Source organism: Trebonia kvetii, assembly GCF_007827045.1.
Classification (GTDB): Bacteria; Actinomycetota; Actinomycetes; order Streptosporangiales; family Streptosporangiaceae; genus Trebonia; species Trebonia kvetii.
Genome location: NZ_RPFW01000003.1, coordinates 648,874 through 669,924, shown reverse-complemented (window position 1 = coordinate 669,924; position 21,051 = coordinate 648,874). Strand labels below are relative to the sequence as shown.

Genomic DNA, 21,051 nt, shown 5'->3' with positions numbered 1-21,051 from the left:
CCTTATGCGGCATGCGCCGACCCTGTGCGGCGGTCGCTGGCCCTCGCTGAACGCCCATGGGGGCTTAAGATCTCGCCGAGGTGCGAGCCGGGCGGTGCGGCCTCGATCCAGGCGAGGAAGCCGGTCAGGGCCTGCTCCGTCATGGCGAGCTCGACGCGCTGCGCGCCCCCGCCAGGGGGCAAGCCCGGTCCGCCTGCCCCGGCCCCGGTGGCAAGTTCCACCACGATCCGGTCCGCCCCGAGTACGACCGCCTCCGACGGGAGCGCGGCCCGGCGCGACACCACGCTGAGCGCGCGCCTGGTGTAGATGTGCTCCGGGCGCAGCAACACGCCCAGCGCGCCGTACCAGCACAGCGCGTCGTTCTGGTAAGAGAGCACGCCAAGGCGCCAGGTGCCGCTTTCCGCTGGCTGACGCACGGCGCACTCCACGGTCCCGCCGGTGCGCTCAAGCAAGTAGCGGCGGGAGGCGAGGACGGCGGCGGCGATGACGAGGAGCGCGAGGACGGCGGCGAAGATCCATACCGCGTCCGTGATCGCTCTCCCCACCTAGCCGCCCCGCCGGCCCGTCAGGCCTGCTGGTCCGCGGCGCGCAGCAGGGCGCGCGCGTACCTGACGTCCACCGACTCCTCCACCGCCGCAGCCGCGCCGGCCGCGTTAGTGGCGCTGTCCAGGTCGGACCTCGCCGCCGGGACGTCCACGTCGGCCGCGATCTGGCCGGTCGACGTGAGGATCGACACCCGGTCGTTGGTCACGGACAGGAACCCGTCCCTGACCGCGGCGCGGACCGCGTCGCCCGGGCTGTCATCCCCGGGCACCTCGCGGATCCTGACCAGGCTGCCGGGGGACAGGATGCCGAACACCGGCGAGTGCCCCGGCATGATGCCGATGTCGCCGTCAATGGTCTTCGCGATGACCATGCCTGCCTCGCCGGACCAGAGAGACCGGTCCGGCATCAGCAGCTCGACGTGCAGTGTGGCCACTAGCGCTCCAGTTCCTTGGCCTTGCGCTCGACATCCTCGATGCCGCCGCACATGAAGAACGCCTGCTCGGGAACGTGGTCGTACTTGCCCTCGCAGATCGCCTTGAACGAGGAGATGGTCTCCTCGAGCGGGACGAACGCGCCGGGCTGGCCGGTGAACTGCTCGGCCACGTACATCGGGTGCGACAGGAAGCGCTCGATGCGCCGCGCGCGCTGCACGGTGATCTGGTCTTCCTGGGACAGCTCGTCGATGCCGAGGATCGCGATGATGTCCTGGAGTTCCTTGTAGCGCTGCAGGATCGACTGCACGGTCCGGGCGACGTCGTAGTGCGTCTGGCCGATGTACTTGGCGTCCAGGATCCGGGAGGTGGAGTCCAGCGGGTCCACGGCCGGGTAGATGCCCTTCTCCGTGATCGCCCGCGACAGCACCGTGGTGGCGTCGAGGTGCGCGAACACCGTGTGCGGGGCCGGGTCGGTGATGTCGTCCGCGGGCACGTAGATCGCCTGCATGGAGGTGATCGAGTGACCGCGGGTGGAGGTGATCCGCTCCTGGAGCTGGCCCATCTCGTCGGCCAGGGTGGGCTGGTAACCCACCGCGGACGGCATGCGGCCGAGCAGCGTGGAGACCTCGGAGCCCGCCTGGGTGAACCGGAAGATGTTGTCGATGAACAGCAGCACGTCCTGCTTCTGCACGTCGCGGAAGTATTCCGCCATCGTCAGGGCGGACAGCGCGACCCGCAGCCGGGTGCCCGGCGGCTCGTCCATCTGGCCGAAGACCAGCGCGGTGTCCTTGATGACGCCGGACTCGGTCATCTCAAGGAACAGGTCGTTGCCCTCACGGGTCCGCTCGCCGACGCCCGCGAAGCAGGAGACGCCGCCGAAGTTCTGCGCGACACGGCGGATCATCTCCTGGATGAGCACCGTCTTGCCGACGCCGGCGCCGCCGAACAGGCCGATCTTGCCACCGCGCACGTACGGGGTGAGCAGGTCGAGGACCTTGATACCGGTGACGAACATCTCCGTTTTGGACTCGAGCTGGTCGAGCGGCGGGGCCAGGCGGTGGATCGGCCAGCGCTCGGTGACCTTAAGCGAGGAGGCGGGCACGTCGAGCGGCTCGCCGAGCGCGTTGAACACGTGCCCCTTGGAGACGTCGCCCACCGGCACCGTGATCGGGGAGCCGGTGGAGACCACCTCGGCGCCGCGGACCAGGCCGTCGGTCGGCTGCATCGAGATCGCGCGCACCATGTTGTCGCCGATGTGCTGCTCGACCTCGAGGGTAAGGGTCTTGGTCTCGCCGCCGTAGGTGACGTCGACGTGCAGCGCGAAGTAGATCTCCGGCATCGCCTCGGCCGGGAACTCCACGTCGACGACCGGGCCGATGACCCGGGCGACGCGACCAGTCCCGGTCGCGGTCTCGTTTTCTGCTAGGTCATTTACTGGCGCGGTCATTATTCACTCCCTGCGTTCGTCTCAGCGAGCGCGTTCGCTCCGCCGACGATTTCGCTGATTTCCTGGGTGATCTCGGCCTGCCGGGCATTGTTCGCTTCCCGGGTGAGCCGGTCGATGAGGTCGTTCGCGTTGTCCGTGGCGGCCTTCATGGCCCGCCGCCGTGCGGCGAGCTCGGAGGCCGCCGCCTCAAGCATGGCGTAGTAGATCCGGCTTGCCACGTACTGCGGCAGCAGGGCGTCGAGCACCACGTCGGGGGAAGGCTCGAACTCATACGACGGTAGCGCGCCGCCCGGCCGCTCCCCCTCCTTCTCCTCGATCTGCATCGGCAGCAGACGGCGAACCGCCGGCCGCTGCGTCAGCATCGAGACGAATTCGGTGGAGACCAGGTAGATCTCGTCCACGCCGCCGTCCGCGGTGTCCAGCTCGAACGCGTCGAGCAGCGCGGAGGCGATCCGCTCAGCGGCCGCGTAGGTCGGCTGGGCGGAGAACCCGCTCCACTCGGCCTCAAGCGGCAGCTCGCGGAAGCGGTGCCAGCCGATGCCCTTACGCCCCGCGACGTAGTTGAGCGTGACGACGCCGTCGTCGGTGTTGCGCTGCCGGAGCCTGCTGGCTTCGCGCAGCGTGTTGGCGTTGAATGCGCCGCAGAACCCGCCGTCGCTGGTGAGGATGAGCACCGCGGCCCGCTTCATGCTCTGCGGTTCGGTGATCATGGGGTGAGTGACGTTGGTCGACCTGCTCACCACCGCCTCGACCGCCAGGGTGAGCTCGCGCGCGTACGGCTCTGCCGCGCGCGTGCGCTGCTGCGCCCTGACGATCCGCGACGACGCGATCAGCTCCTGGGCGCGGGTGATCTTGGCGATCGACTTGACCGCCCTGATCCGCGCCCGGACCGCGCGAAGCTGTGCTCCCATGGCGCTGTCTACTCCCCTTCGGCCGGGGCCGGCGGTGCGTAGACGGCGACGGATTCCTGGCCGACCTCGCCCTCGGTGAGCTCGGGGACCTCGTCCTCGTCGGCGACGAGCAGCTTCCCGCCGGTCACCTCGAAGGTGCGGCGGAACCGGTCGATCGCGTCCTTGAGCACGGTAATGTCGTCGTCGGTCAGGTTCTTGGTCTCCCTGATCGACGTGAGCAGCCCGGCGTTACTGCGGCGCAGGTCGTCGAGGAACTCGGACTCGAACCGCTTGATGTCCTCGACGGGCACGTCGTCGAGCTGGCCGGTGGTGCCCGCCCAGATCGACACGACCTGCTCCTCGACCGGGGACGGCGAGTACTGCGGCTGCTTGAGCAGCTCGACCAGCCGCGCGCCGCGCTCGAGCTGGGCGCGGGACGCCGCGTCCAGGTCGGACGCGAACGCCGCGAACGCCTCCAGGTCACGGAACTGCGAGAGCGAAAGCTTGAGCTGGCCCGCGACCCGCTTCATCGCCTTGATCTGGGCGGCGCCGCCGACTCGGGAGACCGACAGGCCGACGTTGATGGCCGGGCGGACACCGGAGTTGAACAGGTCCGTCTCGAGGAAGATCTGCCCGTCGGTGATGGAGATGACGTTGGTCGGGATGTAGGCCGAGATGTCGTTGGCCTTGGTCTCGACGATCGGCAGTCCGGTCATCGAGCCGGCGCCGAGCTCGTCCGACAGCTTCGCGCAGCGCTCGAGGAGGCGCGAGTGCAGGTAGAAGACGTCACCCGGGTACGCCTCGCGGCCCGGCGGGCGGCGCAGCAGCAGCGAGATGGCGCGGTAGGCCTCGGCCTGCTTCGACAGGTCGTCGAAGATGATCAGGACGTGCTTGCCGCCGTACATCCAGTGCTGGCCGATGGCACTGCCGGTGTAGGGGGCGATGTACTTGTAGCCGGCCGGGTCGGACGCGGGCGCGGCCACGATCGTGGTGTACTCGAGCGCGCCGGCCTCCTCAAGGGACTGCCGCAGGCCGGCGATCGTCGAGCCCTTCTGGCCGATCGCGACGTAGACGCAGCGCACCTGCCTGGTCGGGTCGCCCGACTCCCAGTTGGCCTTCTGGTTGATGATCGTGTCGATCGCGATCGCGGTCTTGCCGGTCTGCCGGTCACCAATGATCAGCTGCCGCTGGCCGCGGCCGATCGGCGTCATCGCGTCGATGGCCTTGATGCCGGTCTGCATCGGCTCGGACACCGGCTGCCGCTGGACCACCGTGGGCGCCTGGATTTCCAGGGCGCGTTCCGTGGTGCTCTCGATCGGACCGAGGCCGTCGAGCGGCTCACCGAGCGCGCCGACCATGCGGCCGAGGAACGCGTCGCCGACCGGGACAGACAGGATCTCCCCGGTTCGCTTGACCCGCTGGCCCTCCTCGATGCCCGAGTACTCGCCGAGGATGACGACGCCGATCTCGCGCACATCGAGGTTCAGCGCGATGCCGCGGACGCCGTTCTCAAACTCAAGAAGCTCGTTCGCCATGGCCGAGGGCAGGCCCTCGACACGCGCGATGCCGTCGCCACATTCGACGACCGTGCCGACCTCTTCGCGCGCGACGCCGCTTGGCTCGTACTCCTCGACGAACCGTGCCAGCGCTTCGCGGATCTCATCCGGCCGGATTGTCAGCTCCGCCATCTTCCTCATTCCGTTCGTGAAATATAAGTCGCGGTTTACGGGGAACGCGAACCTTATTCTTTTTGATCGTTCTGTCCGGTTAACCTTGCGGGCTTGGCAAAAAGAATAAGGTTCGGTCGTCAGCCCGCGAGTCTCCGGCGGACTGCGGCGAGACGGCTGGCCGCCGTCCCGTCAATCAGCTCATCACCGATCTGGACGGACACACCACCGACAACCGTCGGATCGTGCACCACATTCAGGTGAATTCCCTGGCCGTACGCCTCGGTAAGCGCCGCCAGGAGCCGCTGCCGCTGCGCGGCAGACAGCTCGGTGGCGACCCGGACCACCGCGACGAGCTGCTCGCGACGGTGCGCGGCGATGCCGGCCGCCAGGTCGAGCACCGCCTGCGGGGAGCGGCCGCGCGGGTGGGTGAGCGCCTGGGTTATCAGGCTCAGCGATGGCCCGCTGACCTTCTGTGACAGCAGGTTGGCCAGCAGGTTCGACTTCGCCGCGGTCGGGGCGGGCCCGATCAGCGCCCCGCGCAGCCCCGGCTGACCGGAGACCACGCGGCCGAACCGGAACAGGTCGTCCTCGAGGTCGTCAAGCGTGCCGGCGTACTGCGCGGCAAGCGTGAGCGCCTCCATGGCGAGCTGCTCGAGCGCGTCGGCGAAGTCGCCGGACGTCGCCCAGCGCGCCGCGGCGGCGTCGGCGACCAGGTCCTCGGACGCCCGCGACACCTTGCCGGTCAGCAGCCGCCTGACCACCGCGGACTTCTCCGCCGACGGCTTGGTCGCGTCCGCCAGTGCCCGGCGCAGCCCGTGCTCCGCGTCCAGCAGCCGGACGACGGCGAACAGCTCGTCGCCGATCTGCTGCGCGGTCACCGGGTCGGGAGCGAGCGCGACAAGCCGGTCACGGAGCTCGGCGTAGGACGCCCTGCTGGCGCCGCGCATTACTGTGCTGCCCCTGACGGCGCCTCGAGACCGTCGAGGAACCGGTCGACCATCCGCGACTGCCGTGCGTGGTCGGTGAGCGACTCGCCGACGATGCGGCTGGCAAGCTCGGTCGCCAGCGTGCCGACCTCGGCACGCAGCGAGGTCAGCGCCTGCTGCCGCTCCGCCTCGATCTGCGACTGCGCGGCCTCGGTGATCCGGCGCGCCTCCGCCTCGGCGCGCTCGCGCATCTCGGCGATGATCTGCGCGCCCTGCTCACGGGCTTCCTCACGGAGCCGCGAAGCCTCGTGCTTGGCGTCCTCGAGTTGCGCGCGGTACTGCTGCAGCACCGCGGCCGCCTCGGCCTGCGCCTCGTCGGCACGGTTGAGGCCGCCCTCGATCTGGTCCTCGCGCTCGGCGAGCGTCTTCAGGATCCGCGGCAGGAGCATCTTGCCGAGGATGCCGAACACGATGATGAAAACAATTGTCCCGATGATGAACTCGGGCCAGGACGGCAGCAGCGGGTTCTGCTGCGATGCAGCGAGAATGCCCATCAGGTACTCACTTCCTTCTAAAGGCCAAGTGGTACCTGGATCAGCTGTACTTGAAGATGAACGGCGCGACGAGGCCGATGAGCGCGAGCGCCTCGGTCAGCGCGAAGCCGATCCACATGTACAGCGAGATACGGCCGGAGGCTTCCGGCTGCCGCGCCATGGCCTCGATCGCGTGACCGAAGACCAAGCCGATGCCGACGCCCGGGCCGATGGCCGCGAGGCCGTAGCCGACGGCGCCGATGTTGATGCTCAGGATCTGCGGGCTGCTTGCGGCGATAGCGGCGAGAGCTGACATTCTTTCTTCCTTTGCGGTCGGTCCGGCGGTCGCGCCGCCGGGCTGGCTAGCTGGTAAAACGTGCTGGCTAAGGGTGGTCAGGTGGTGAGCCTGCCGGGCTCAGTGCTGGTGCTCCAGCGAGTCTGCGATGTAGGTGGAGATCAGCGTCGTGAAGATGAACGCCTGCAGGAGGTCGACAAGAAGCTCGAGCAGGAAGACGAAGAACACCATGAACAGCGAGCCGGCGGCGTACAGCAGGCCGATCGAGAAGCTCGCCAGGTACCAGGTCGCGACCATGAAAATGCTCAGCAGCAGGTGGCCGGCGAACATGTTCGCGAAGAGCCGGACGCCCAGGGTGAACGGCTGGACGACGACGTACTTCAGGATCTCGACCGGGATCAGGATGATCAGGATCGGCCACGGGGCCGCGGGTACCCAGGACCTGAAGTAGCCGAAGAAGCCCTTGGCCTTGAAGCCCAGGTACCAGTAGAGCCCGTACATCATGAAGACGAGCGGCCACACGAAGCCGATGCGTGCCATCACCGGGAACTGAAGGAGCGGTATCAGCTCCATCAGGTTGCAGACCAGGATGTAGAAAAACAGCGAGATGATGAAGGGCAGGTACGTGTCGCCCTTCTTGCCAAGCGCCGGGCGCAGGATCTGGTCCCGCACCGCGAGCAGGCCCATCTCGCCCAGCGATTGTGTCCGGCCCGGGATCAGCTTCGGCTTGGCGAACGCCGCCCAGAAGAACACGATCACCGCGAGCGCGGACAGAATCGCCAGCAGCATGGGCTTGGTGAAGTTGAACGAGCCGATGGTGAACAGCGGCGCGAAATCGAAACTGTCCAGGCCGGGCGCGGGATAGCCGCACCCGGTGAAAATGTGGCAGCCTCCCGCGGCGGCCGCGAGGTGTCCGGTCACCGATCATCTCCCTTCGGGGGGTTCCCCTGCTCGAATGGCCTGCCGTACCGGTAGATGATCCAGCCGACCGAGATCGCGAGCCCGACCAGCATGCCGATCGGGAAAAACAGTGAAATATGCGTAAAGTGGCTGATCAGCCAGCCGATGCCGCCGTAGCAGAGCATGCCGGCGATCAGGTAGCTGAAGACGTTCCAGCCGGTGCCCGCGGTGATGTGCTCACCGGCCCGGTCGGTCAGCCGCCCGAGCGCGGCGGCCCTGTCCGGCCGTCGCGAGCTGCGCATCCCAGTGATCACGATGTCCTCAGCTCTTCCCGTCCGGCTCGACATAGAGCAGCTTGAGCCGCATCGACGTGATGATCTGCGATGCGGACCAGGCGAGAATGCAGGCAAGCGCGGTGAACCCGAGCATCCGGCCGTTGAAGGCGGTGGAATGGCCGATGGCGACGAGCACGATCGCGAAGGCGACCATCTTCACGAGGAAGGTGCCCAGCGCTGCCACCATCATGGCCGCCGGACTGATCCGTGCGGCCCTGCCGACCACCAGGATGCTGAGCCCGAAGAACACCGTGACGACGCCCACGCCGATCAGCGCGCCATAGGCGCCCTTGGCACCGCCGATGACAGCGCAGATGAGGACGGCGACGGCGGCGACCACACTGGTCATCGCCACCGACCACCGCACAACGCGGGAATACTGCGTCCCCATCGACTTGGCTCCTGCGGGTTAGCTGAACGCTTGTGAAGCGTATCACAAACTTCTTGACTTTAACTTTACCTGATTGACGACTTTACATGACCATCGCCGGCGACCACGAGGGGCCCCCGGCGAACGTGTGGCAGCCGCCAACCAGAACCTGCGATCGGTGTCCCGGGGCCCAAACTTGAAGCTCAGGCACCGTCACCGGCGAGAAGGCTCATACCCAGCCCGAAGAACCGCTTCGGGGGGTGCCCCTTAACGGGGCAGTGTTCCCGCAGGTTACAGCAGAATAACCACAGATCGCCACTCTTGCCCTGCACGCGGCGCGGCGGTGTCTTCGGGGCCCGGGGCCACGGCGACGGTGCCTCGAAGTCGGCGGGCCTGCGGACACCGTCGGGCGCGGGGAAATCGGGCCGAGGCAGGCCGTCGGGCTCGGCGAGGCCCGGGGCCTGCGGAAAGTCAGCAGCCCGTGGGAAATCGCCAGTCCTGGGGAAGTCGCCGTTCCTGGAGAAGTCGCCGTTCCTGGGGAAGTCGCCGCCAGCTCTGGGGAGGTCGTCAGCCCGGGGGAAGTCGGCAGCCCGGGGGAAGTCGGCAGCCCGGGGGAAGTCGGCAGGAGGCGCGGGCAGGACGCCGGGTACCGTCCCGCTGGCCGGCACGGCGAGATCGGGGGTGACGGTGGCAGCTTCCGCAGAACGGGTGCGGCTTCCTCTGCCACGCGCACGCTTTCCCCTGTTCACCCACAGGCGCAGTTTCGGCGCCGTCGCGAACAGCAGTGCCACGATGGCCGCCACGGTGATGATCGCGAACCAGATCAGCTTGATCCGCACCGAGGACAGGCCGACCACCAGGCCCGCGAACAGCGCCGCCCACAGGTACATCAGCAGCACCGACTGACGGTGCGAGTGGCCCATGTTGAGCAGCCGGTGGTGCAGGTGCTGCCGGTCGGCGTCGAACGGTGACATGCCGCGCATCGTCCTGCGCACCACCGCGAGCAGCATGTCGGTGTACGGGATGAGCCAGATCGCCACCGGGATCAGCACCGGCAGGATCGTCGGGAACCGGTTCAGCGGGTGCAGGGTTCCGTAGCTGACCAGGATGTTGGGGTCAAGCGAGGCGGTGGACGAGATCGGCATGTATGCGAGCAGCAGGCCGAGCAGCATCGCGCCCGTGTCGCCCATGAAGATCCGCGCCGGATTGAAATTGTGCGGCAGGAAGCCGATGCAGATGCCCGCCAGCACCGCGGACACCACGGCGGGTACCGACTGCGAGGGAATGCCGATCGAGTTGGTCAGCGTGTAGGAGTACACCAGGTAGGCGAGCGCCGAGATCCCGACGATGCCGGCGGCCAGGCCGTCGAGGCCGTCGATGAAGTTCACCGCGTTGATCGTGGCGACGATGATCAGGATCGTGATCGTGTAGCTCAGGTCGGGCTCGAGCGAGATCGTCTTCACGCTGCCCGGCCACGGAATCCACGGCAGATATGCCCCGGACCACACCACGATGCCGCCCGCCGCGATCTGGCCGGCCAGCTTAGAGACCGCGCCGAGCCCCCACCGGTCATCGACGATGCCGATGACGACGAGCAGCCCCCCGGCGAGCAGCAGCCCATTGACGGTGCGCCCGGAGGGGAAGGCCTGCGCCAGGTAGCTGAGCCGGTATGCGACAAGGAGTCCCGCGACCAGGCCGCCGTACATCGCCAGGCCGCCCAGCAGCGGGGTCGGCTCCTTGTGCACATCCCGGCCGCGCGCCGCGTGCTGCGCGTGCATGGCAATCGCGCCCCGCCGTACCAGCGGGGTGAGTAGGTAGGTCACCACCGCTGCGATGATCAGGATGTAAAGATACTCGCGCATGGCAGCGGGCGGTCAGTCGTCCGGTCCAACAGGGTCCTGGGACGGATCGTCCGCGGGCGAGCCGGCGGACGTATCCGCGGCGGTCTCGTTTACCGCCGCCTTCGCGGTGGTATCGGCCAATGCCGCCTTCGCGGCGGTATCGGTCATTGCCGCCTTCGCGGCGGCGATGGCCTCCGCGGCCCGGCGGTCGGCGGGGCTCAGCTCCGGCTCCGGCTCCGGCACGGGCAGGTCGATCACCGGGACGACCTTGCGCAGCTCATCGATGGACAGCGCGCCGGCCCGCAGCATCCGCGGCACGGTGCCGGTCAGGTCGAGGATCGTGGAGGGCACGTTGTCCGCGCACGCGCCGCCGTCCAGGTAGACGGAGATGGCGTCGCCGAGCTGGTTCTCCGCCTCGGCGGCGGTGGTGGCGGCGGGCAGGCTGTGCCTGTTCGCGCTTGACACCGCCATCGGGCCGGTGCGGCGCAGCAGGTCGAGTGCGACCGGGTGCAGCGGCATGCGGACCGCGACCGTGCCCATCGTCTCGCCCAGGTCCCACATCAGGGTCGCGCTGGCATGGAACACCAGGGTCAGCGGCCCTGGCCAGAACTCGTCGATCAGGTCCTGGCCGAACGGCCCGAGCGACTCGGTCAGCGCGGCCGCCGCCGCCACGCTGCCGACGAGCACCGGCGGCGGCATGTTCCTGCCCCGCCCCTTGGCGGCGAGCAGCGCGGTGACCGCGGCCGCGTTGAACGCGTCCGCGCCGACGCCGTAGACGGTGTCGGTGGGGAGCACCACAAGCTGGCCCTCTTGCACGGCGCCGACCGCCGCGGCCAGGCCCTCTTCCCGCTGCTGCGTGTCGGCGCAGTCGTATCGAGCGCTCATCGCTTCCATCCTAGGGCCACATGGCCGTTACGAACCTGTCCTTGCGTGCGAGGTCCCGGTGGTTGGCGGTGTCCCGCCAGCCGGCCTCCTCGGGAAATACCCAGAACACGGCGGCGCCCTGGGGTGCGCCGTGCTCGACGGCGACGAGGCCGCCGGGCCGGAGCAGCCAGCGGGCAACGCGTTCGACCGCCCGGACCGCGTCCAGCCCGTCGCCGCCGCTCCACAGCGCGGCCGGCGGGTCGTACTCCCGCACCTCGGGCGGCACCACCGCGCCGAGCGGTATGTACGGCGGGTTGGAGACCACCACGTCCACGGTGCCAGCCAGCCCGGCCAGCTCCTTGAGCCCGGCCGACGGATCCGGCGACACGAAGTCACCCTCGTGAAGCAGCACCCGGCCCGCGGTGTAGCCGTCCACGTACCTGGTGATGTTCCGCTCCGCCCAGGACCTGGCAAGCGGATCGCCCTCCACGGCGTGCACGGTGGCCCTCGGCACCTCCTGGGCGATCGACAGCGCGATCGCGCCGGAACCGGTGCCAAGGTCGACAGCGACCGGCTCCGCCACGTTCATCGCCCGCAGCCGGTCGATCACCCACCCGGTCATCACCTCGGTCTCCGGCCGCGGCACGAACACGCCGGGGCCGACATCGAGTTCCAGGTAGCGGAAGTACGCCTTGCCCGTGATGTGCTGCAGCGGCTCGCGGTTCTCCCTGCGGCCGATGTCGGCCCAGTACCGCGCGTCGAACTCCGAATCGGGCACCGTGTGCAGCTCGCCGCGTCTGACGTTGTGCACGTGCGCCGCGATGAGCTCGGCGTCGGTGCGCGGCGAGTCCACCCCCGCCTCGGCAAGCCGGGCCGTGGCGATCGCTATCTCATCGAGCAGGAGTGACATGGCCTACTGTTCTGCCAGTTTCGCTTCCAGGTCGGCGGCGGCCAGGGCGTCGATCACCGCGTCAAGGTCACCGTCGATCACCTGATCCAGGTTGTAGGCCTTGAAGCCCACCCGGTGGTCGGAGATGCGGTTCTCGGGGAAATTGTAGGTCCGCACCCGTTCGGACCGGTCCACCGTCCGGACCTGTGCCTTGCGCTCGGCGCTCGCCTTCGCGTTCGCCTCTTCCTCGGCCGCGGCGAGCAGCCGCGACCGCAGCACGCGCAGCGCCTGCTCCTTGTTCTGGAGCTGACTCTTCTCGTTCTGGCAGGAGACCACGATCCCGGTCGGCAGATGCGTGATGCGCACCGCCGAGTCGGTGGTGTTGACCGACTGCCCGCCAGGGCCGCTGGAACGGTAAACGTCGATGCGCAGGTCGTTGTCGTTCACCTGCACCTCCACCGGGTCGGCCTCGGGGGTCACGAGCACGCCCGCGGCCGAGGTGTGGATGCGGCCCTGGCTCTCGGTGACGGGCACCCGCTGCACCCGGTGCACGCCGCCCTCGTACTTCAGCCGCGACCAGGCGCCGTTGCCGCCCTTGCCCGCCTTGACCGCCATCGTGGCGTCCTTGACGCCGCCGAGGCCGGTCAGCGTGGAGTCGATGATCTCCGTCTTCCAGCCGTGCCGCTCGGCGAAGCGCTGGTACATGCGCAGCAGGTCGCCCGCGAACAGCGCGGACTCCTCGCCGCCCTCGCCCGCCTTGACCTCCACGATCGTGTCGCGGTCGTCGTTCGGGTCCTTGGGCACGAGCATCTTGCGCAGCCGCTCCTCGAGCTCCTCGCGCTGCTTCGCCAGATCGTCCGCCTCCTGGCCGAAGGCGGCGTCCTCCTCCCCGAGCTCACGGGCGGCCTGCTCGTCCTCGCTCGTCTGCTGCCACTCACGGAAGGCGTTGACGACCGGGGTCAGCTCCGAGTAGCGCTTGGCGAGCGTCCTCGCCTGATCCTGGTCCGCGTGCACGCCGGGATCGGCGAGTGCACGCTCAAGCTCCGCATGCTCGCTGGCCAGATCGCCGAGCTTCTCGAACAAAAGAACCAAGACCTCTCTGTATTGCCCGCGGGGGGACGACCCCTGCACCCCCCGCGCAAGGGGTTTGATCCCCTTAGCCAACATAGCGAAGCGCCCGCGTCCCCGTCCGGGGCACGCGGGCGCTTGAGCATCGCTACTTCTTGCCGGCCTTGCCGGCAGTCCCCGCGACCTTGCCCTTGCCGAAGCGGGCCTCGAAGCGGGCCACGCGGCCTCCGGTGTCGAGGATCTTCTGCTTGCCGGTGTAGAACGGGTGGCAGTTCGAGCAGACGTCGGTGTGGATGACGCCGTTCTTCGCGGTGGACCGGGTCACGAACGTGGCGCCGCACCCGCAGGTCACGGTGGTCGCCTCGTAGGCCGGGTGAATCTCAGGCTTCATTTGCTGCTGGCTCCTTGCCTCAAGCGGCCGCCGGGTCGTCACACTCACCGTGGAGCGCCCGCGAGGGGCTTCGACGTGAACCGGAACCGCGCATCTAAGCGGCTTTAAGTTTGCCACACGCAAGAAACCACATGTGACAGCCCTGCATTCCCGCCCGCTCCCCGGGTGAATGCGAGGCGGGCTAGGTATGTGAGTACCGTTAGGCCGGCTCTCGCCGGCCTAACGGTACTCACATCAAGGCATTCGGCGCCTAGCGGTCGCGCTCGGTGCCCAGGGTGGTCTTCTGGACCTGCATCAGGAACTCGGCGTTGCTGCGGGTCTTGCGCAGCTGCTCCATGAGCAGTTCGAGCGCCTGCTGCGCCTCAAGGGCGTGCAGCACCCGGCGGAGCTGCCAGGTGATCTTGAGCTCATCCGGCGCGAGCAGGATCTCTTCCTTACGGGTGGACGACGCGTCCACGTCGACCGCGGGGAACAGGCGCTTGTCGGCGAGCTCGCGGCGCAGCCGCAGCTCCATGTTGCCCGTGCCCTTGAACTCCTCGAAGATGACCTCGTCCATCCGGGACCCGGTCTCGATGAGGGCCGTGGCCAGGATGGTCAGCGAGCCGCCGTTCTCGATGTTGCGCGCCGCGCCGAAGAACCGCTTCGGCGGGTAGAGCGCGGTCGAGTCGACACCACCGGACAGGATGCGGCCGCTGGCCGGCGCCGCCTGGTTGTAGGCGCGGCCGAGCCGGGTGATGGAGTCGAGCAGCACGACCACGTCGTGGCCCATCTCGACCAGGCGCTTGGCCCGCTCGATGGCCAGTTCGGCGACCGTGGTGTGGTCGTCGGCCGGGTGGTCGAACGTCGAGTGGATAACCTCGCCCTTGACCGTGCGCTGCATGTCGGTGACCTCCTCAGGACGCTCGTCCACGAGGACGACCATGAGGTGGCACTCCGGGTTGTTCTTGGTGATCGCGTTGGCGATCGCCTGGAGGATCATCGTCTTGCCGGCCTTGGGCGGCGACACGATCAGGCCGCGCTGCCCCTTGCCGATCGGGCAGATCAAGTCGATGATCCTGGTGACCATGTTGGTCGGATCGGTCTCCAGGCGCAGCCTGTCCTGCGGGTACAGCGGCACCAGCTTGGAGAACTCCGGCCGGCCCACCGACGCCTCGGGGTCGAGCCCGTTCACCTTGTCCAGGCGGACGAGCGCGTTGAACTTCTCCCTGCGCTCGCCGTCCCGCGGCTGGCGCACCGCGCCCTCGACGATGTCGCCCTTGCGCAGCCCGTGCTTGCGAACCTGGGAAAGCGAGACGTAGACGTCGTTCGGCCCGGGCAGGTAGCCCGTCGTCCGCACGAACGCGTAGTTCTCGAGCACGTCCAGGATGCCCGCGATCGGGATCAGCACATCGTCCTCGCCGATCACCGCCTCGGGCTCGCCGCCCTGCCGTTCGCCCCGGCGCCGGTTGCGGTTGCGGAACCGGTCACGGCCGCGCCGTCCGCCGCGCAGGTCGTCATCGTCGTCCGCGCGGTTGTCCTGGCGGTTGTCCTGACGGCTGTCCTGGCGGTTGTCCTGACGGCTGTCCGCGCGGTTGTCCTGGCGGTTGTTGCCGCCCTGGCCGCCCGGGCCGGCGCTCTGGCCATTCTGGCTGTTCTGGCCGCTGCGGCCAGCGCTCGCCGCCGCGGGCTCACGGGTCTCGCGGCTGTCTCGGCCCTCGCGGCTGTCCCTGCGCTGGTTGCTGCCCTGCTCGCGCCTGTTGCGGTTGCGCTCGCGGCGGACGTCCTGGGCGGACGACCCGTCGCCCGCATCAGCGGACGGCTGGTCGGCGGAGACGGCAGCGGATGCCGTCTGGGGTGCGGCCACGGTGGCCGTGCGGACGGCCTCACCCACGCCGGCCAGGCCGGCGCTCGCCGGCGCATCGCCGATGCCGCCGCCCGTCACGGGGGCGGCCTCGCCAATGCCAGGCCGGACGGATGTGTCTGCTTCCATAGCGTCCTGATTCAGGGGGCGAGGCGCGCCGGCTCCCGCAGACGTACCCCGCGTGGCTGATTGGTCGAGGCTCTCAGTACGTCCCCTAGTGCCGGCACCGCGCGCGGCTGGGCGCGACCCGCCGGTCCGCTCCTGGATGGCCGCGACGAGGTCCCCCTTCCGCATCCGCCCCGTCCCGGATATGCCCAGCTCCTGGGCAATCCGCTGCAGGTCGGAGACGAGCAGCTTGGACAGGTCGCCGCCGCTACGGCCCGACGACCGTGGCGCGGCACCGGCGGGGTCGGCGGCCGGGTGACCGGTGGGGGATTCCCCGGACGCGGGGGCCGCGCCACTGAGGACTTCGGTGGTGTCGCTCACTAATGGTCCTTCCATTATGATCCTCGGCCGCCTGGGTGTCTTCTCGACCCCGGTTCGCCTGAGCCAGACCCGATCCGTATCGCTCGCGAGACCCTCACGAGAGCATGACACTCGCAACTACACTCGCCATCTCGGCCGGCATGTCGTTTTTGTCCGATTTCGCGGGCCATCGACGGGGCCGCCGGCGTGAAGATGTGCACGGGGTGGCGCTCAGAGGAACGTACCGCTCTCCTGGGGAAACGCCAAGAGCCCGATCCCTGGGCAGGTATACGTTACCGCCCAGGCGACGCGTGGATGAACAGCACCCGCCCCGACGCGGGGCTATAGATGCTGTACACAGCCTAACACCGACAGCGCCCACGGGATTCCTTTGCAGCCATCCATGTTGCGGAAAAGGGGGACTAACCGGCCAGGCGAGGCATGTTCACCATCACCGGGCACTCGAAACACGGGGTACCACGCTGGCGCCACGTCGCTCGACGGCTAGCGGGCTTATGCGCCAGTCGATACCCGTTTCTCCCGCGATTGAATCCAGCCGACTCGCATCATCGCGACCAGAATTCCCCGCGAGGAACGCGAGAACCGACGGCCCCGCGCCGGAGATGACCGCGGGCACGCCGGCCGCCCGCAGCCGGATGACGAGTTCGTGCGATTGCGGCATCGCCGGAGCGCGGTAATCCTGGTGCAGCCAGTCCTCTGTCGCGTCGAGCAGCGCGCCAGGGCTGCTCGTCAGGGCCGCGACGAGCAGCGCGGCGCGGCCGGCGTTGCGCGCCGCGTCACCGTGCGGCACGGCCGCGGGCAGCAGCCCGCGCGCGACCTTGGTGGACACCGACTCGGGCGCGACAAACACGACGGGACGCACCTCGGGCAGCGGCTCGAGCCGTACGGCCCGCGCGCAAGGGACCGGGGGAAGCGTTGCGCCCTCGGCCAGCCCCTCGTCCTTGCTCTCGGCCGTCCAGGCGATCGTCAGCCCGCCGAGCAGGCACGGAGCCACGTTGTCCGGATGTCCCTCAAGCTCGCTGGCGAGTGGCAGCACGTCGCCCGGCGCGACGCTCGCGCCCGCGAGGGCGCGGGCGGCGAGCAGGCCCGCCACGATCGCGGCCGCCGACGAGCCGAGCCCGCGTCCGTGCGGTATCCGGTTCACGCAGCGCAGCGCGAGGCCAGCGGGCTGCGCGACGTCCAGGGCGTCGAACGCGACCCGCATCGCGCGGACGATCAGGTGCCGCTCCCCCGCGCCCACGACGTCGTCCGCGCTCTCGCCCGACACCTCAAGCGACAGCCCCGAGCCTGCGACCCGCACCTCGATCTCGTCGTGCAGCGCGAGCGCCAGGCCGAGCGCGTCGAATCCCGGCCCCAGGTTCGCGCTCGTGGCGGGCACCCGGACAAGCACCGGTCCCTCGGCGAGCCCCATTCAGGCTGCTTCCATTGCACGGGGCAGCACGAGCCCAGGCCGGCACACGCAGTGCCCCATCACGCAGGGCCCCATCACGCGAGGCCGAGCGCGGCCGCCGCCGACTCGGCGTCGACGGGGACCGTCGTGGGGGCGGGGGCGCCGGACAGGGCCCAGTCCGGGTCCTTGAGGCCGTTGCCGGTGATCGTGCAGACCACCCGCGAGCCCGCGGGTATCCGCCCGTCCGCCGCCGCCGCGAGCAGGCCCGCCACGCTGGCGGACGAGCCGAGCTCGCCGAACACCGCCTCGTCGCGGGCGATCGTCCGGTAGGCCGCGAGGATCTCCCTGTCGGTGACCTTGTCGATGAGGCCGCCCGATTCGTCCCTCGCCTGCTCCGCCAGGGTCCACGAGGCCGGGTTGCCGATCCTGATCGCGGTCGCGATCGTCTGCGGATGCGCCACCGGCGCGCGGTCCACGATCGGCGCGGCCCCCGAGGCCTGGAAGCCGAACATCCGGGGCTTCCTCGTGGCCAGGCCGAGGCCGAAGTACTCCTGGTAACCCATCCAGTAGGCGGTGATGTTGCCCGCGTTGCCGACGGGCAGGCAGTGGATGTCCGGCGCGTCGCCGAGCGCGTCGACGATCTCGAACGCGGCGGTCTTCTGGCCCTGGATGCGGTCCGGGTTGACCGAGTTGACCAGCGCCACCGGGTAGTCGACGGATAGCTTGCGGGCAAGCTCGAGGCAGTCGTCGAAGGAGCCGTCCACCTGCAACAGCTTGGCGCCGTGCACTAGCGCCTGCGCCAGCTTGCCTATCGCGATCTTGCCCTTAGGCACCAGCACCGCGCAGGTCAGGCCGGCCCGCGCCGCGTAGGCCGCGGCGGACGCGGAGGTATTGCCCGTCGAGGCACAGATGACGGCCTGCGCGCCCTGCGCGGCGGCCACGGTGATCGCGGTCGTCATGCCGCGGTCCTTGAACGAGCCGGTCGGGTTGAGGCCCTCCACCTTCAGGTACACGTCGCAGCCGGTGCGCGCGGACAGCACCGGCGCGGGCACCAGCGGCGTGCCGCCCTCCTGGAGCGTGACCGGGGTCATGCCCGCGGTGATCGGGAGCCGGTCGGTGTACTCGGTGATGATGCCGCGCCACGGCGCGCGCGCCCCGGTCGTGACGGCAGCGGTGTTCATGACTGGTCTTCCTCTCCTTCGACCCGCATCACGCTCGCCACCGCCCGGACGACCGGCAGCGCCTGGAGTTCGGCGATGGTCGCCGCGAGGTCCGCGTCGCGCGCCTCGTGCGTGACGATGATGAGCAGCGCGTCGTCGCCCCTGCTCGTCTGCCGCACCGCCTGGATGGAGACGCCGTGGCTGGCGAAGGCCTCCGCGACCGGGGCGAGCACGCCCGGCTTGTCCGCTACGTCTAGGGAGACGTGATACCTGGTCAGCGTATCGCCCATGGGCCGCACTGGCAGCTCCGCGTAGGTGGAAAGCTCTGGTCCCCTGGTGCCGGCCAGGCGGTTGCGCGCGACCGCCACCACGTCGCCGAGCACCGCGGCCGCGGTAGGCGTGCCGCCGGCGCCCGCGCCGTAGAACATCAGCCGTCCCGCCGACTGCGCCTCGACGAACACCGCGTTGTACGCGCCGCCGACCGCGGCGAGCGGGTGCGACCGCGGGATCATCGCCGGGTGGACGCGCACCGCGACGCCGTCACCGGACCGCTCGCAGATCGCCAGCAGCTTGACGGTCCGGCCGAGTGTCTTCGCCGAGGCGATGTCGGCCGCGGTCACCTCGGTGATGCCCTCGCGGTAGACGTCGGCAGCGGTAACCCGGGTGTGGAACGCGAGGCCGGCCAGGATCGCGGCCTTCGCGGCGGCGTCGAACGCCTCCACGTCGGCGGTCGGGTCGGCCTCCGCATAGCCGAGCGCCTGCGCCTCCTCGAGGGAGTCGCCGAAGTCCGCGCCCGAGCCGTCCATCCGGTCGAGGATGAAGTTGGTGGTCCCGTTGACGATGCCGAGCACCCGGTGCACCGTGTCGCCGGCCAGCGACTCGCGCATCGGGCGGAGGATCGGGATGGCGCCCGCCACCGCGGCCTCGTAGTAAAGGTCGGCGCCGAAGGCACGCGACGCCGCGTGGACCTGCTCGCCGTGCTCGGCGAGCAGCGCCTTGTTGGCGGTGACCACGGACTTGCCGTGCTCCATCGCGGCCAGGATCAGCGAACGGGCGGGCTCGATGCCGCCGATCACCTCGATGACGACGTCCACGTCGGGCCTGGTGGCCAGGGCCATCGCGTCGGTGGTGAGCAGCGCCTGGTCGACGCCTGGCCGCGCGTGCGCGAGCCTGCGCACGGCGATGCCTGCCAGCTCAAGCCGCGCGCCGGTGCGCACCGCCAGGTCATCGGCCTGCTCGGCGAGCAGCCGCGCGACCTGGGTGCCGACGACGCCGCAGCCGAGCAGCGCTACTCGCAGGACCTTGCCAGGTTTGTCTTCAACTACGCTCATCCGACGTCCAATCGCAGCAGGTCATCAAGCGTTTCGCGGCGGACGATCTCGCGGGCCGCACCGTCCCGCACCGCCACCACGCCGGGGCGCGGGAGATGGTTGTAGTTCGAGGCGAGCGACCGGCAGTACGCCCCGGTCGCCGCGACGGCCAGCAGGTCGCCAGGCCCGAGGTCGGACGGCAGGTAGCAGTGCCTGACAACGATGTCGCCGCTCTCGCAGTGCCGGCCGACCACCCGGGTCAGCATCGGCGGCGCCGACGAGGCGCGCGACGCGAGCACGCAGGTGTAGGAGGCGTCGTACAGCGCGGTGCGCACGTTGTCGCTCATCCCGCCGTCGACGCTGACGTAGGTCCTGATCCCGTCGACGTCCTTGATCGTGCCGACCTCGTAGAGGGTCACCGTGGACGGGCCGACGATGCCGCGGCCCGGCTCGATCGTCAGCCTGGGCTGCGGTATGCCGAACGCCAGGCACTGCGACGCCACAATGGACCGCAGGCCGGACGCGAGCGTCTTGATCTCGGGCGCGTCGTCGTCGGGCACGTACGCGATGCCGAACCCGCCGCCCAGGTCGAGCTCCGCGACGTGCACGCCGTGCTCGGCATGGATGCGCGCGGCGAGCTCGAGCACCCGGTGGGCCGCCACCTCGAAGCCGCCGGTGTCGAAGATCTGCGAGCCGATGTGCGAGTGCAGCCCGGCGAACTCCAGCTGCGGCAGCCCGAGCACACGGCGGACCGCCTCGTCGGCGGCGCCGGAGGCGAGCGAGAAGCCGAACTTCTGGTCGTCGTGCGCGGTAGCCATGAACTCGTGGGTGTGCGCCTCGACCCCGGTCGTCACCCGGACGAGCACCCGCGGCCGCGTGCCAGCCGCCTCCGCGTGGTAGCCGAGCCTGGCGATCTCCTCGAACGAGTCGACCACGATGTGCCCGACGCGGGCGGCCACCGCCTGCTCGAGCTCGGCGGCGAGCTTGTTGTTGCCGTGCAGCGTGATCAGCGACGGGTCGATCCCGGCCGACAGGGCGACCGCGAGCTCGCCGCCGGTGCAGACGTCGACGCCGAGACCCTCTTCCGCGACCCAGCGAAGCACGGCACGCGAGCAGAAGGCCTTGGACGCGTAATAGACCTGCCCGTCCTCGCCGAACGCGTCGACGTACTCGCGCGCCCGGCTGCGCACGTCCGCCTCGTCCATGATCATCGCCGGCGTGCCGAACTCGGCCGCCAGGTCGCGGACGTCGATGCCGCCGAGCGTGAGCGCGCCGCCTGACCGGTGCGCGCCGCGCGGCCAGATCGCCGGGTGCAGCGCGTTCAGGTCCTCGGGAGGCACCGGCGGATAGTCGGCGGGCAGCACGTCCGCATGCCGAGGGCCAGCCGGGTGGGCGACACGGCTCACAGCTGTCTCCTTCCGGGGGACCAGCCCCCGTAACCCTCCGGTCACGGTCCGGGGGGACAT

21 protein-coding genes are annotated in these 21,051 nt (G+C 69.6%); all 21 read right to left on the bottom strand.

All coding sequences use genetic code 11. The features are described from left to right. Nucleotides 1-2: 2 nt before the first annotated feature. Nucleotides 3-545, bottom strand: a complete 543-nt coding sequence (locus EAS64_RS17920) for a DUF2550 domain-containing protein (protein WP_145854131.1) — start codon at nucleotides 543-545, stop codon at nucleotides 3-5. Nucleotides 546-565: 20 nt separating this feature from the next. Further along, entirely contained in the window at nucleotides 566-979 is a 414-nt protein-coding gene (locus tag EAS64_RS17915) for a F0F1 ATP synthase subunit epsilon (protein WP_145854130.1), read from the bottom strand. Further along, the gene (atpD, locus tag EAS64_RS17910; protein WP_145854129.1) at nucleotides 979-2,427 is read right to left on the bottom strand and encodes a F0F1 ATP synthase subunit beta; all 1,449 of its coding nucleotides are present in this window, start codon (nucleotides 2,425-2,427) and stop codon (nucleotides 979-981) included. Before atpD ends, EAS64_RS17915 begins: the two co-directional genes overlap by 1 nt. Continuing rightward, complete coding sequence (locus EAS64_RS17905; protein WP_145854128.1) at nucleotides 2,427-3,338, bottom strand: F0F1 ATP synthase subunit gamma; 912 nt, start codon at nucleotides 3,336-3,338, stop codon at nucleotides 2,427-2,429. Before EAS64_RS17905 ends, atpD begins: the two co-directional genes overlap by 1 nt. An 8-nt stretch (nucleotides 3,339-3,346) precedes the next feature. Continuing rightward, the gene (gene atpA / locus EAS64_RS17900) at nucleotides 3,347-5,005 is read right to left on the bottom strand and encodes a F0F1 ATP synthase subunit alpha (protein ID WP_145854127.1); all 1,659 of its coding nucleotides are present in this window, start codon (nucleotides 5,003-5,005) and stop codon (nucleotides 3,347-3,349) included. A 119-nt stretch (nucleotides 5,006-5,124) separates the two neighbouring features. Continuing rightward, on the bottom strand, nucleotides 5,125-5,934 hold the full coding sequence (locus EAS64_RS17895; protein ID WP_145854126.1) for a F0F1 ATP synthase subunit delta: 810 nt from the start codon (nucleotides 5,932-5,934) through the stop codon (nucleotides 5,125-5,127). Continuing rightward, entirely contained in the window at nucleotides 5,934-6,467 is a 534-nt protein-coding gene (locus EAS64_RS17890) for a F0F1 ATP synthase subunit B (protein ID WP_145854125.1), read from the bottom strand. Before EAS64_RS17890 ends, EAS64_RS17895 begins: the two co-directional genes overlap by 1 nt. A 40-nt stretch (nucleotides 6,468-6,507) precedes the next feature. Beyond that, nucleotides 6,508-6,762 (bottom strand): ATP synthase F0 subunit C, encoded by a 255-nt coding sequence (gene atpE, locus EAS64_RS17885; protein ID WP_145854124.1) that lies wholly within the window; start codon nucleotides 6,760-6,762, stop codon nucleotides 6,508-6,510. A 99-nt stretch (nucleotides 6,763-6,861) separates the two neighbouring features. Continuing rightward, nucleotides 6,862-7,662 (bottom strand): F0F1 ATP synthase subunit A, encoded by an 801-nt coding sequence (atpB, locus tag EAS64_RS17880; RefSeq protein ID WP_145854123.1) that lies wholly within the window; start codon nucleotides 7,660-7,662, stop codon nucleotides 6,862-6,864. Then, nucleotides 7,659-7,955 (bottom strand): hypothetical protein, encoded by a 297-nt coding sequence (locus tag EAS64_RS17875; RefSeq protein ID WP_222849460.1) that lies wholly within the window; start codon nucleotides 7,953-7,955, stop codon nucleotides 7,659-7,661. The genes atpB and EAS64_RS17875 overlap by 4 nt, the downstream gene beginning before the upstream one ends. A 7-nt stretch (nucleotides 7,956-7,962) precedes the next feature. After that, on the bottom strand, nucleotides 7,963-8,367 hold the full coding sequence (locus EAS64_RS17870; RefSeq protein WP_145854121.1) for a Cg1360 family ATP-synthase-associated protein: 405 nt from the start codon (nucleotides 8,365-8,367) through the stop codon (nucleotides 7,963-7,965). A gap of 182 nt (nucleotides 8,368-8,549) precedes the next feature. Further along, nucleotides 8,550-10,208, bottom strand: a complete 1,659-nt coding sequence (locus EAS64_RS17865) for an MraY family glycosyltransferase (protein ID WP_222849386.1) — start codon at nucleotides 10,206-10,208, stop codon at nucleotides 8,550-8,552. Between the two features lie 12 nt (nucleotides 10,209-10,220). Continuing rightward, on the bottom strand, nucleotides 10,221-11,072 hold the full coding sequence (locus EAS64_RS17860; RefSeq protein WP_145854120.1) for an L-threonylcarbamoyladenylate synthase: 852 nt from the start codon (nucleotides 11,070-11,072) through the stop codon (nucleotides 10,221-10,223). Between the two features lie 10 nt (nucleotides 11,073-11,082). After that, complete coding sequence (gene prmC / locus EAS64_RS17855; RefSeq protein ID WP_145854119.1) at nucleotides 11,083-11,961, bottom strand: peptide chain release factor N(5)-glutamine methyltransferase; 879 nt, start codon at nucleotides 11,959-11,961, stop codon at nucleotides 11,083-11,085. 3 nt (nucleotides 11,962-11,964) lie between these two features. Further along, the gene (gene prfA / locus EAS64_RS17850) at nucleotides 11,965-13,032 is read right to left on the bottom strand and encodes a peptide chain release factor 1 (protein WP_439333606.1); all 1,068 of its coding nucleotides are present in this window, start codon (nucleotides 13,030-13,032) and stop codon (nucleotides 11,965-11,967) included. A gap of 124 nt (nucleotides 13,033-13,156) precedes the next feature. Beyond that, nucleotides 13,157-13,399, bottom strand: a complete 243-nt coding sequence (gene rpmE, locus EAS64_RS17845; protein WP_145854118.1) for a 50S ribosomal protein L31 — start codon at nucleotides 13,397-13,399, stop codon at nucleotides 13,157-13,159. Between the two features lie 250 nt (nucleotides 13,400-13,649). Then, entirely contained in the window at nucleotides 13,650-15,740 is a 2,091-nt protein-coding gene (gene rho, locus EAS64_RS17840) for a transcription termination factor Rho (protein ID WP_145854117.1), read from the bottom strand. 415 nt (nucleotides 15,741-16,155) lie between these two features. Next, the gene (thrB, locus tag EAS64_RS17835) at nucleotides 16,156-17,136 is read right to left on the bottom strand and encodes a homoserine kinase (RefSeq protein WP_145854116.1); all 981 of its coding nucleotides are present in this window, start codon (nucleotides 17,134-17,136) and stop codon (nucleotides 16,156-16,158) included. 74 nt (nucleotides 17,137-17,210) lie between these two features. Then, a complete protein-coding gene (gene thrC, locus EAS64_RS17830) occupies nucleotides 17,211-18,296 on the bottom strand; it encodes a threonine synthase (RefSeq protein WP_145854115.1) in 1,086 nt (361 codons plus the stop codon). Beyond that, nucleotides 18,293-19,606: a homoserine dehydrogenase gene (locus EAS64_RS17825; protein WP_145854114.1), complete on the bottom strand. Its 1,314-nt coding sequence runs from the start codon at nucleotides 19,604-19,606 to the stop codon at nucleotides 18,293-18,295. Before EAS64_RS17825 ends, thrC begins: the two co-directional genes overlap by 4 nt. Then, nucleotides 19,603-20,991 (bottom strand): diaminopimelate decarboxylase, encoded by a 1,389-nt coding sequence (gene lysA, locus EAS64_RS17820; protein WP_145854113.1) that lies wholly within the window; start codon nucleotides 20,989-20,991, stop codon nucleotides 19,603-19,605. Before lysA ends, EAS64_RS17825 begins: the two co-directional genes overlap by 4 nt. Nucleotides 20,992-21,051 lie beyond the last annotated feature (60 nt).

Coding starts and splice junctions, on each gene's coding strand:
- rho (WP_145854117.1), bottom strand. CDS start 15,740: ATGGAAGGACCATTAGTGAGCGACACCACCGAAGTCCTCAGTGGCGCG.
- EAS64_RS17895 (WP_145854126.1), bottom strand. CDS start 5,934: ATGCGCGGCGCCAGCAGGGCGTCCTACGCCGAGCTCCGTGACCGGCTT.
- prmC (WP_145854119.1), bottom strand. CDS start 11,961: ATGTCACTCCTGCTCGATGAGATAGCGATCGCCACGGCCCGGCTTGCC.
- atpA (WP_145854127.1), bottom strand. CDS start 5,005: ATGGCGGAGCTGACAATCCGGCCGGATGAGATCCGCGAAGCGCTGGCA.
- EAS64_RS17890 (WP_145854125.1), bottom strand. CDS start 6,467: ATGGGCATTCTCGCTGCATCGCAGCAGAACCCGCTGCTGCCGTCCTGG.
- thrB (WP_145854116.1), bottom strand. CDS start 17,136: ATGGGGCTCGCCGAGGGACCGGTGCTTGTCCGGGTGCCCGCCACGAGC.
- rpmE (WP_145854118.1), bottom strand. CDS start 13,399: ATGAAGCCTGAGATTCACCCGGCCTACGAGGCGACCACCGTGACCTGC.
- EAS64_RS17870 (WP_145854121.1), bottom strand. CDS start 8,367: ATGGGGACGCAGTATTCCCGCGTTGTGCGGTGGTCGGTGGCGATGACC.
- atpE (WP_145854124.1), bottom strand. CDS start 6,762: ATGTCAGCTCTCGCCGCTATCGCCGCAAGCAGCCCGCAGATCCTGAGC.
- EAS64_RS17860 (WP_145854120.1), bottom strand. CDS start 11,072: ATGAGCGCTCGATACGACTGCGCCGACACGCAGCAGCGGGAAGAGGGC.
- EAS64_RS17905 (WP_145854128.1), bottom strand. CDS start 3,338: ATGGGAGCACAGCTTCGCGCGGTCCGGGCGCGGATCAGGGCGGTCAAG.
- thrC (WP_145854115.1), bottom strand. CDS start 18,296: ATGAACACCGCTGCCGTCACGACCGGGGCGCGCGCGCCGTGGCGCGGC.
- EAS64_RS17865 (WP_222849386.1), bottom strand. CDS start 10,208: ATGCGCGAGTATCTTTACATCCTGATCATCGCAGCGGTGGTGACCTAC.
- atpD (WP_145854129.1), bottom strand. CDS start 2,427: ATGACCGCGCCAGTAAATGACCTAGCAGAAAACGAGACCGCGACCGGG.
- EAS64_RS17825 (WP_145854114.1), bottom strand. CDS start 19,606: ATGAGCGTAGTTGAAGACAAACCTGGCAAGGTCCTGCGAGTAGCGCTG.